This window comes from Bifidobacterium amazonense (assembly GCF_018555435.2).
In the GTDB taxonomy this organism is placed as follows: domain Bacteria; phylum Actinomycetota; class Actinomycetes; order Actinomycetales; family Bifidobacteriaceae; genus Bifidobacterium; species Bifidobacterium amazonense.
In genome coordinates, this window is sequence record NZ_JAFEJT020000020.1 from 38456 (window position 1) to 49986 (window position 11531).

General features: G+C 64.8%; 10 protein-coding genes. All 10 read right to left on the reverse strand.

Annotated elements, in window-relative coordinates:
• Nucleotides 1-36: 36 nt before the first annotated feature.
• A complete protein-coding gene (gene msrB / locus JS533_RS06360; protein WP_241513601.1) occupies nucleotides 37-1056 on the reverse strand; it encodes a peptide-methionine (R)-S-oxide reductase MsrB in 1020 nt (339 codons plus the stop codon).
• Nucleotides 1057-1096: 40 nt separating this feature from the next.
• Complete coding sequence (locus JS533_RS06365) at nucleotides 1097-2389, reverse strand: putative ABC transporter permease (RefSeq protein ID WP_420838629.1); 1293 nt, start codon at nucleotides 2387-2389, stop codon at nucleotides 1097-1099.
• Between the two features lie 474 nt (nucleotides 2390-2863).
• Nucleotides 2864-3445: an FMN-binding protein gene (locus tag JS533_RS06370; protein ID WP_241513603.1), complete on the reverse strand. Its 582-nt coding sequence runs from the start codon at nucleotides 3443-3445 to the stop codon at nucleotides 2864-2866.
• Between the two features lie 159 nt (nucleotides 3446-3604).
• Nucleotides 3605-4396 (reverse strand): ABC transporter ATP-binding protein, encoded by a 792-nt coding sequence (locus JS533_RS06375; protein WP_241513611.1) that lies wholly within the window; start codon nucleotides 4394-4396, stop codon nucleotides 3605-3607.
• Nucleotides 4397-4435: 39 nt separating this feature from the next.
• Nucleotides 4436-5722 carry an ABC transporter permease gene (locus tag JS533_RS06380; protein WP_241513604.1) on the reverse strand — a complete coding sequence of 429 codons (1287 nt, stop codon included), beginning with the start codon at nucleotides 5720-5722 and terminating at the stop codon, nucleotides 4436-4438.
• Nucleotides 5723-5766: 44 nt separating this feature from the next.
• Nucleotides 5767-7074, reverse strand: coding sequence for an ABC transporter permease (locus JS533_RS06385; RefSeq protein ID WP_241513605.1), 1308 nt, complete (start codon nucleotides 7072-7074; stop codon nucleotides 5767-5769).
• 18 nt (nucleotides 7075-7092) lie between these two features.
• Nucleotides 7093-8370 (reverse strand): DUF2318 domain-containing protein, encoded by a 1278-nt coding sequence (locus JS533_RS06390; RefSeq protein ID WP_241513606.1) that lies wholly within the window; start codon nucleotides 8368-8370, stop codon nucleotides 7093-7095.
• A gap of 251 nt (nucleotides 8371-8621) precedes the next feature.
• Entirely contained in the window at nucleotides 8622-9323 is a 702-nt protein-coding gene (locus JS533_RS06395; protein WP_420838630.1) for an iron transporter, read from the reverse strand.
• A gap of 52 nt (nucleotides 9324-9375) precedes the next feature.
• Entirely contained in the window at nucleotides 9376-11205 is a 1830-nt protein-coding gene (locus JS533_RS06400) for an FTR1 family iron permease (RefSeq protein ID WP_420838631.1), read from the reverse strand.
• Between the two features lie 113 nt (nucleotides 11206-11318).
• Nucleotides 11319-11531, reverse strand: a 213-nt coding sequence (locus tag JS533_RS06405; RefSeq protein ID WP_241513608.1) for a hypothetical protein, incomplete at its 5' end; no start/stop codon positions are given.

Here is an 11531-nt window from a genome sequence, read left to right on the forward strand (position 1 = left end):
GGCTCGCGCGGTACCGGATGAACGTTCAATGAACCGTCAGTCGTCCACCGCCGCGATCCAGTCGCCGTAGCCTTCCGCCTCCATGCGCGAGCGCGGTATGAACCGCAACGCGGCGGAATTCATGCAGTAGCGCAGTCCGCCGCGGTCGGCCGGGCCGTCGTTGAACACGTGTCCCAGGTGGATCTGCGTTTCGGCCGTGCGGATTTCGATACGGTCGCGTCCGGGAATGCGATGGTCCTCGTGCTCGGTGAGCAGCGAGTCGGCGATGGGCTTCGAGAACGCCGGCCAGCCGCAGCCGGAGTCGAATTTGTCGCGCGAGGAGAACAGCGGTTCGCCGCTGACGATGTCGACGTAGATGCCCGGCTCGAATTCCTCGTCGTATTCGTTGACGAACGGGCGCTCGGTGGCCGCCTGCTGCGTGACGGCGAACTGTTCCAGCGTCAGGTCCCAGATGCGCTCCACGTACTTCTGGCGCCGCTTCACGTTGGCGATCGCCGCGAACGGCACGTGGCAGTAGCCGCCGGGGTTGTTGATCAGATAGTCCTGATGACGGTCCTCGGCCGGGTAGAAGTTGCGCAGCGGTTCGATGAGCACGGCCGGACGCTGCGGCTGACGGTCGACGAGCTGTTCCAGCGCGGCGATGTACACGGCCCGCTGCGTATCGTCCGTGTAGAACATGCCGGTGCGGTACTGCCGGCCCGTATCCTCGCCCTGCCGGTCGACGGAGAACGGGTCGATGACTTCGAGGAACAGCAGCGACAGCGTGCGCAGGCTGACGCGTGCCGGGTCGAATTCGACCTGCACGGTTTCGGCCGCGTCGGTCGCGCCCGAGCAGACCTGCTCGTACGTGGGCGAGGCGACCTGCGACTGCGCGTAGCCGACTGTCGTGTCGGTCACGCCGTCGACGTTCTGGAAGTATCGTTCAAGTCCCCAGAAGCAGCCGCCGGCGAAGTACGCGGTCTGCGTTCCGGTCGCGCCGGTCGATTCGGATGTTCCAGTCGATTCGGATGTTCCGGCCACGGTGTCATGTCCCTGATCATTCACGGTATTGCTCATGCACCCCACGGTACACCCGCGCCCCGCGCACGCACGCCACCTACATGCGCCCGGCCTTGGACGGGTCGAGGCTCATGGTCTGGAACCGGTCCGCCATGAACTCGTTGCCGTAGTGCCGCGCGAAGAAGTCCGCGACCGGCGAATCGGTCGCGATGCCGGCGAGCCGCGAATACCATGCGTCCAGCGCCATCAGGGTCATCGCCGCGTCCACGAGCATGAACGCGAAGCACACCGCGGTCAGGCCGTACCGCCATTTCCACGGGATCCGCTGGATCATCGCGAGCAGATGCGGCAGGATCAGCTTGATCCACGCGAGCCCGAGCAGCCCCCAGAAGAACATGTACTTGCCGGACGTGCGCCCGTCGATCGACAGCCACTGGCCGGTGTAGTCCCATGCGGTGATGCCGAACGCGACCTCCATGAACCAGCTGGTCAGGTATTCGAACGTGCCGCCGATCACCGCGCTCGCGCAGAAGATCAGCAGCCAGTTGGACCGCCACAGCCGGTTGAGCAGCACCGTGAGGATCACCGCGCCGAATCCGTAGATCGGCGAGAACGGTCCCCACAGCAGGCCCGCGCGGTCCTGCAGTTCGCCGCCGTACAGCGCGAAATGGTAGATCGTTTCGATGGTCAGGCCGAACACGCAGCCGACCACGAACAGCCAGAACAGGTTGAAGAAGTCGAGCGAAATATAGCCTTTGCCGGTCAGGTCGCGGCCGGGCATGCCGCGCGAGGCCGCGTCCTCGTACGCGGCGCGCTCGTCCATGCGCCACAGCGCGGCCTTGAGCCGGCGTTCCTCGCGCAGTGCCGGATCGACGGTGATCGACAGCGTGACGAGAATCACGAGCTGGATGATCGGCGAGAGCAGGTTGAGCCCGAGCCCGTCGAGCATGACCGCGAACAGGCCTTCCGCGATGGTCATCGGGATGAGCACTTCGGTCCAGCGGGCCGCATGCTTGCGTTTGTTGAACGTGAGCAGACCGCCGAAGATCATGAGCACGACGGTCGTGGCCGAGCTGAGCACGGCGGAGATCCAGCTGAGGATGACGGTCAGGTCGGCCTGGTCGAGCGTCGCGTCGCCGTCGACGATCGCGCGGATCGCGTAGCCGAACGCGATGACGATCATCGGCACGGTGAGCAGACCCTGTACGAGCAGGATGATGCCGTAGACGCGCGTGACGAGCGGCAGTCGCTTGTCGTCGATGTCGACGACGCCGTCGCCGTTCACGTCGCCGGGAATCGGCCCGTCCTGCGGCTCGGTGTACGACTCGGTTTGCGGCTCGATTTGCGGCTCGTCGGAGGATTCCGATGACGCCGGATCAACGGCAGCCACGGATGCGGCGTCCTGCAGTTCCGACTGCCCGGTTTCCACGGGCACCTCCCCGGGGATGCCGATGACCGGCCCGATGCCGTCCGCATCATCCGCGTCGGCCGTTGCCACCGGCGCGGCCGCCAGCTGCGATTCGATCTTCGCGGTGGGTTCAAGCTCTTCAGTCATACGGTCCACGCTATCAGCGGAGGCGAACCTGTTTCCCTGAATGATTACGGGTATCCGGCATCCTTCTCGTATGCCACCCCATGCCGACTCCCGGCGGATACTCCAGCCACAAACCAACGCCGAGAGGCGACCGAGCGTTATACATTGGCGAGAATCATGTTGTTACCCACCTCAAGCCAACGCCGAACACCCTCACAACGTTGGAAACCGGCGAGAAGCATGACTCCACCCGCCACAAACCAACGCCAAACCCTAACCCAGCGTTGGTCTGTGGAGAGTAAACCTGACCCCGAGGCATCCCGGGGACCGCTACTGGATCGACGCCTCCTGCCGGGCGACCTCGAGGGCGGCGTTGAACGCGTCGGTGGTCCAGCTCGCGCCGGCGACCGTGTCGACTTTGAGATCCTTGAGCGGCTTGCCGTCCACCACGCCGTTGATCGCGTTCGCGAAGTCGGTCTGGTGCTTTTTGGAGATGCTCGTGAACGGGTGCCCGACGATCTCCACCTTTTCGACGTTCTGATCCTTGACGGTCACGTGCACGTCGATCGTGTCCTCGCCGATCGGACCGTACTGGCCGTTGACCGAGTACGTGCCGTCCGCGTAGTTGCCGGTGTCCTTCTTGTCGGACTTGGTGCCGGTGTCGCGCGAGCCGGCGCCGGTCGACGAGCTCGACGACGATCCGGACGAATCGGACGAGTCGGACGAAGAGCCATCCGACGACGACTGCGACTGTTCCTCCTGCGACTGCTCGGTCTCGCCCGAATTGCCCGCGTATTCGTCGTTCATCGGCGTGGCCTTCGGCTCGCCGCATCCGGCCAGCATCGCGCCGGCCACCACCAGTCCGGCCGCCGCCGCGACCGCCGACTTCTTCAACCTACTCGTATCGCTCATACCACCCACTGTACCTATCAGTATTGTCTCGGCTCCCCTTGCCAGAGGAGCTGGCCGTGAAGCGGGCTGAGGGGTAGCCGAGCGTCGTAACGCATAATCCTCTGACTACCCCTCAATCACTGCGTGACAGCTCCCTTGCCAGGAGAGCCGAGAAAAGCCTCACGCGCCGGTCTTCGCGGCCTTGGTCGGGTCGGCGAAGCCGATCGCGGTCTCGCCGCTCTGCGCGCCCTCGACCTCAGCGCCCGTAGACGCCGGGCGACCACCCGCCGCCTCGTACGCCTCGCGCGCCGCGTCGTCGTTCCACTTCTCCCCCACGAGCACACCGTGGTTGAGCATGATCTCGCGTTCCGCGCAGCTCGCCACGAGCGCGTCGTGCGTGACGACGATGATCGTCGTGCCCTGCTCGTGCAGCTGGCGGAACAGGTCGAGCACGATCTTCTCGTTTTTCTCGTCGAGGTTGCCGGTCGGCTCGTCGGCGAGGATCAGCTTCGGATCGTTGATGAGCGCACGCGCGATGCACACGCGCTGCTGTTCGCCGCCGGACAGCTGGCTCGGCAGGTGGTGCGCGCGGTCCTTCAGTCCCACGCGGTCCAGGGCCTCCAGCGCCTGCTTCTCATCGACGACCGAATGGTAGTACTGCGCGACCATCACGTTCTCCACGGCCGTCAGATGCGGCACGAGGTAGAACTTCTGGAACACGAGTCCGATCATGTTCTTGCGCACGTCGGCGAGCTGTCCGGCGTTGAGGTCCTCGAGTTTGCGGCCTTCGAGCTTGACCGAGCCCTTCGACGGCGTGTCCATGCAGCCGATCATGTTCATCAGCGTGGTCTTGCCGGAGCCGGACGAGCCGACGATCGCGAGCCACTGCCCGGCCGGCACGGTCAGGCTCAGGTCGTCCACGGCATGCAGGTCGCCGTAGATCTTCGAGATATGGTCGAGTTCAAGCAGCATATCCATGATGATTTTCCTTACTCGCTAATGTCGGGACGATTATTCCTCGCGCAGCACGACGGCCGGGTCGATGCGCGTGGCGCGGTGGACGGGCGGGATCGACGCGACGACCGCGACGAGCGCCGCGAGCAGCACGGACGCGACGCCGAGCCACCAGTTGAAGCCGATCGAACGTTCGAACACGGCCACGCACAGCCATTGCGCGAGCCCGTAGCCGACCGCGGTGCCGATCAGGCCGCCGATGAGGCCGTACATGGCCGATTCGACGTAGAATTCGACGCCGATCGCCGACGAGCTGGCGCCGAGCGCCTTGCGCAGGCCGATCTCGTTGCGTCGCTGCGAGACGATCGAACTGATCGTGGTGCCGACGCCGACGAGCGTGAGCACGAGCACGACGAGCGAGACGATCCAGAACAGCGTCTGCAGCATGGTGATGATGCGCGTGTCGGATGCGGTGATCTTGGTGACCTGCTGCGCCTTGACGTGCATGGAGGTCATGTCGTTGATGCTGGTCACCAGCGCGTTGAGATCGCTCGCGCCGGCGGAGTATTCGATGACGTCGACGCCGCGCGTGACGCCGGTGAGCTTGTTCACGTCGGCGTTCGTTGCGTAGATGATCGAGTCCTCGCTGCCGCCGGTGTCGACGATGCCGGCGACGCGGAATTCGGTGCCGGACGTGTCCATGATGTCGCTGGAGACGCGGCCGTCCTGCATGGCTTGGCCGGAGGAGGACTGCTGGGAGTCCGTGGTGCCGTTGGTACCGTCGGACGAGTCGGCGGACGACGATGAATCAGTGGACGACGACGAGGACGACGAGTTGTCGGACGCGCGGTAGCCGATGGTGATGCGCGAGCCGACCTTGAGGCCGATCGCGTCGGCGATGTCGCGGCCGATGAGCACCTTGCCGTCGGACGGCCACGAGCCGTCGACCACCCAGTGATGGTTGAGGTTCTTCACCTGCTTCGCGTCCACGCCGGCCATCACGTACGGTGCGGCGTTCACGCGCACGTTCTCGTACCGGTAGGTCGCGTGCTTCTCGGAGCCCTTCGCCGCGACCATCTCGGTGGTGTGCTTGACCATCGCCTCGTCGATGCCGGCCTTGTCGCCGGACGACGAGTCCACGGACGAGGTCGGCGTGACGATCAGGTTCGCGCCGTACGCGCGCATCTCCTCGTTCATCTGCTGCGGCACGGCGATGCAGATCATCGCCAGGCAGAACAGCGTGGCCGCGCCGACGAGCGACGCGACGACCGCCATCATCGCACGCGAGCGCCGGCGGAACACCGCGCTGAACAGCATGCGGAAGAACATCCCCGTATTCGTCATCTCACCGCTCCCTTCCATGCATCACACGCAACACAAATCCGAACTCACCGGCCATGCAGCACCTCCGCAGGGCGAAGGCTCAGGATCGAGCGGATCGACGACGCGGACGCGAGCAGCACGGTGATCGCGAGCAGCACGAACACGAGCACGAACACCATCGGCCGCATCGTGATGCCCGATCCGAACACGACGTGTCCGATCAGCTGCGCGACACCCGAACCAAGCCCCGCGCCGACGATCGCACCAAGCAGTGCGATCGCGGCCGTCTCGGCCATCATCAGACGCGAGACCGCGCCGTCCGTCGCGCCGATCGCCTTGAGCAGCGCCAGTTCGGCCGACCGTTCGCCGATCGAGGCGACCATCAGGTTCGCCACGGCCACGGCCGCCGCGATCAGGCTCAGCACGGTCATCAGAATCATCACGGCCTGCGTCTTCTGCAACACGTTGCCCTGCAACGCGGCGACCTGACGCACCTGCTTGGCCACCGCGCCCGGGATCACCTCCTCGATCTGGTAGGCGATCGAACTCGGGTACGCGGTGCAGTACCAGGTCTCCCAGTCGTCCTGGCTGAGCGCGGCCGGGTTCTGCGCGGCCTTGCGCGCGAGGTCGTTCTCCGGCGTGGTCAGGGCCTTGACTTCGATCTTGTCGGCCGCGTCAGACAGGTCGGCGAGCACTTGCGCAACGGACGACGACAGGTACAGCGAGCCGTTCTCGTCGTCGCCGGAATCATAGATGCCGACGATCCTGATCGCCTGCTCGTTGTGCTTGCCGGACGCGGTGGTCTTCTTGAGCGTCACCGTGTCGCCGACCTTCACGCCGAGCTGGCCCGCGAGCGTCGTACCGATCACGCCCTGATCGGTATCGTCTTTCGGCCACGAGCCGTCGAGCTTCCACCACGAGCGCATGCCGTCGACGCCGACCACGGTCGTCTCGCCGGACGCGAGCTTCAGCTCCTTGTTGAACCACGTGCCGACGAGCGGCGCGTTCACGCCGTTGACTTCGGCGTGGATGTTGAGCTGCGGCGCGAAGTTGGTGATGTTGAACGCCCAGAAGATCGTCTTGATCTTGGCCGCGTCCGACTCCTTGAGGAACGCGGTCGGATCGGCCTGCGCGGCCGCGCCCGTGACGCCGGTCGTGTTGTACAGGTCGGAGACGACCGCGTCGGCCTTCGGCTGCACGACGATGTTCGAGCCGTACGTCGACAGTTCGGCGTTGAGCTTGTCGCCGACGTCGAAGACGACGCCCAGCATCGAAACGCTGACCGTGGCCGACAGGCACACGGTGAGCGCGATAAGCAGCCGCCGGCGCAGCTGGCGCGTGAACGACCGCGCGATCATACGCAGAAAGAACATGGTGACCTCCTGCCTGACTTACTGGAAGTGGGCGCTGAGCGCGTCCAGATCGGCGGTTTGGATGGTGATCTTGCCGTTGCCGGTCTTGTACGGGAACGGCACCGGGTTGCATCCGCCCTTGAAGCCGATGGTCGCCAGGTTGATCGCGACCTCGCACTTCTTGCAGATGATCTTGCCGTCCTTCTCGTAGTAGCCGGCATCGCCGCAGTTGTCGCACGCGTCGAGGCCGATGCCGTACGCGCCGCCGTTCTTCTTGATGATGATGAACCGCATCACCGTGCCGTCCTTCGCCTTGTATTCGAAGCGGTGCAGATGACCGTCCTCGACCTGCGTGAACGGGATCGTCGCCACGCCGTCCTTCAACGAATACGCTTCCGGCGGCGAGAGCGTGATCTCCTGCTGGGTGGAGGCCACGCCGAACGTGAGCGTCGCGGCCACGCCGAGCGCCGCGACGACGCTCCACGCGGCGGCCGCGACCGCGCGACGGCGGAACGCCTTGTGTCGGCGCACGGTCGCGTCGTTCTCGCCGTCGACGGGCTTCGTCTTCATGCGGAACCCGGCCACAATCGACGCGACGGCCGGGATCAGGAACGCGAACGCCTGCGCCATGATCATGCCGCGGTTGTTGTTGATCGACCAGGCGAGCAGCACGAACTCGGTGTGGTTCATCGGGAATCCGCGCGCCTGCAGGATCTGCATGAGACCGGTCAGATGCTGCACGAACAGGAGCGCCATGACGATCACGACGGCGGCCGTGAACGCGGGACGCACCGCGGTCGAGCGCATCGTGCGGAAGATCGCGGCGACGACGATCGACATCGCAAGCCCCAGCGCGAATCCGAGCGCACGCAGCAGCATCGCGGACGTGAACACCGGGTCGCCGGGCTCGACCCAGATCGTCAGCTGCAGGATCACGTCGGGCAGCGCGTAGAACAGCGTGAGCGCGATGTCGACCGCGGCGATCGCGTTCGCGACGTGCATCCAGACCGCGTGGCGCTGCCAGTTCGTCGTGATGCGGCGGGCCGCGACGACGACCGCGATCGCGAGCAGGTCGACGACGACCGCGACACACAGCACCGGATAGTTGACGAACGTGCGCTGGTTGATGACGGCGGTCGCGCGCAGGGCCGCGAACACGATCGCGGCGACCGTGCCGACAAGCAGGCCGCCCAGACGCCAATGCGTGCTGACCGGCTTGTCGCGCCCCTCGCCGACCGTGAGCATCACGCTCAGGCACATCACGAGCAATGCGGGGGCCAGCGTCCCCGGCATCACCGCCACGAATTGTTCAAGCATCCGCGTCCTTTCGTCCCTTGTTCAGCACGCCGTAAAAACAGCAAAAGCTCCCCTCGTGCGGAAGGGAGCGTTTTGCCTATCGCCACAATGGAATCAACGATACCGCCGGTAGTATTCGGACGTTCGCTATCGCGAACGCGTTGCTGCTGGCTCGCTATCGCTCGCCCTCGCCTACAAACAGCCCACCGGGCTGTTTGCTTCACGGCTCGGCCATTCCGTCGTGGTAATGAAACCGCGTTCCGCGGATTTCATTACCACTGGCGAGGAGTGTAATCCCAGTTGTCGAAGGTGACCTCGATCGGCTCGGTCCAGAAGCGGCCGGTGACGCCGGTCTCCGGATCGACGTGCAGCATCCAGCCCTTGGCGGCCGGGGATTCGATCGAGAGCTTGAGCTGGTAGGTGCCGGCCTTGTCGAGCTTGACGTTGGCGCCGTAGTGCGGGCCGTCGGAGGCGTTCATCTGCATGAAGGTGCCGGAGGTGGCCTTGCCGCCCTCGACCTCCTTGCCGGTGGACTTGTCGATGATCGTGTAGTTCACGGTCAGGTCCGGCACGAAGTCGCCCTTGCCGTAGCCGAGCTTGGTGCCCTCTTCGTTGGCGTGGATGTCGGCCTCGAGGTGGAAGGAGGCGTCCGCGGCCTTCAGGCCGGAGGAGGCGGGCTCCATGTCGATCGGCTGGAAGTACACGGCGCCGACGGTCAGCGGGCCGTTGTCCTGATCCTGCTCCTCGGCGGTGCCGGACGGGCCGACCGGGACTTCCTCGAAGCCGGCGGAGTCGGAGGAGGAATCCGAGCTGTCCGACGAGTTGTCGGAGGAGTTGGTGTCGGAGGTGGAGGTGTCCGACTTGGTGCTGTCGGTGTTCGACGCGGTGGTCGAGCCGCAGGCGGCCAGCGAGAAGGCCATCGAGCCGGCGAGGAGCACACCCAGCAGGGCGGCGATCTTCTTGTTCTTCATAATCTCTTCCTTTGTTGTTTGGATGAAATTTTGGGGAAAATCTTAAATTCTCGGATCAGTTGACCGCGGCGGTCGTGACGACCGCGGAGGCGGCCGACGCGGCATCGTCGGAGTCGTCGTCCGTTCCGGACTTGCCGGAACCGCCCGCGGCGAGCTCGGCTTTGGCCTTGCGCTGCTTGACGAATCCGACCACGAACAGCGCGATCACCGCAATAGCCGCGATCACCTGCGCCACGATGCATTCGACGTACGGGTAGAAGCCGAGCCAGTCGTTCGTCGGCACGCCCTGCAGGTAGGTGGCCGGCAGCGCGTCGCCTTCGATGAGCGAGTGCACGCCGCCGCCCGCGAAGACGACCACGAGCACCGACATCAGGATCGACGTGACGAGGAAGAACGGGCCGATCGGGATCTTCACCGACGTGAACCGGATCACGAAGAAGATGATCACGAGCACCACGGCCGCGGCGATGCCGCCGACCCACATGCCGTGCGTATCCTGGCTCATCGTGTAGATCGACTGGTAGAAGATCACCGTCTCCGCGCCCTCACGGAACACCGCGAGGAAGCTCAGCATCGCAAGCGACACCACCGTGGAGAACGCGACGTGATCGCCGTTGGAGACCTGTTCCGAAACAGACTTGACGGCCGCCTCGGTCTTGGTGCGAATGTAGCGGTTCCACGCCTCGACCGAGCTCTTGTTGAGCATCCAGTTGCTGGTCCACAGCAGCATGCCCATGGCGACGAGCGCGCACACGCCTTCCATGATCTCCTGGATCGGGCCGGAGCCGCCGAACGCGAGCACAAAGATCACCGCAACCACGCCTGCACCAGCAAGACCCACAAGCACACCGAGGTAGATCCACTTGGTGAAGCGCTTGTTGCCGGACTTGACGAGGTAGGCCACCACGGCGGCGACCACGAGCAACGCCTCAAGACCCTCACGGATGAGGATCAGGAACGCCTGGCCGACCGCGCTGGTGATGAGCTTGGTGAAGCCGCCCTCCTTGTCGGCCGCGCCGCCGTCGAGGATGCCCGCATCCGTGACCAGCATGGTCTTCAGATCGTCGATGAGCTTCTTCGTGCTCTTGAGGTCCGCGCCGGTGTTCATCGACTTGCGGCACATCTTGAACTGGTATTCGACCTGCGAGACGCGGTCGCCGCTGATGGCGTTCATCACGTTCTTCTCGAAGCCGAGTTTCTCGTAGTACTGGTAGTACGCGTTGTTGACGAGCGTCGCGCCCTTGGCCGCGTCGCCCGCCGCGTACGCCTTGTACGCGTTGTCGAGGATCGGGGTCATCTCGTTAGCCACGTCGGTCCACGAACGGTTGCCCTTGCCCGGGTTCTTCTTCTTTTTCGCGTCGAGTTCCTTGCGCTCCTTGGCGATCTGCGCCTGCAGGTCCTCGGAGTACTTCTTCGGGTTCGAGACGGCCGTGTTCGCGTCGAGCTGCTGGGCGGTCGCCTTCAGGTCGTTGACCAGATCGGTGATCTTGGTCTTGAGCTGGTCGTCGTTGCCGCTCGTGTACGAGAGGTTCTGGATGTCCTGGAACGCCTGCTGCTGGCTCGCCTGCTTGTCGGAGCTGACCGAGTCGCGCACGACGGCGGTGAAGTTGGACGCGATGTAGATCGTGTTGTACGCGGCCATGAACTTGGACGTCGAGCCGGCCGTGTTGCCGGACGTGTATTCCTTGAGGCCGTCCTGCAACTGGCTGTCGATGGCCTCGGCGACGGCCGTCCACGTCTCGTAGTCGACGGTGCTGCCTGAATCATCGGCGCGCGCGACGGTCGCCGCGAACGGCGACAGCGCGCCGGTCGTTGCAATCGGGGCAACGGCGAGCGTCAGCATGGTCACAAGCGCGGCGACGAACGCGATCGTCGCGACCACCATCCTGGTCGCGATCGTCCTCATCGCCGTACCCGCGGCTCGACCGGCACGCTGCACGCGCATGCCCGGCATACGGCGGCGCGCCGCAGCCTGCACCGGCGTGACGGCGCGACTCATCATGGCACGATTCGACATTCCTGAAGCTTCCTCTCGATATGCGCATACGGGCTTTCGCCCATCGCGCACCAACCTACGAGGAAATTCGAGTCTTCGCCAGTTTGTGTGGTGAGGTTGTGGGCCTCGGCGTCGTTGCCGGGGCTTTCGTGTGTGCGGGTATGAGAGGGGCGTTCTTCTGTTAGGTTTGTTTCCGCCAAGAATAGAACCGAAGA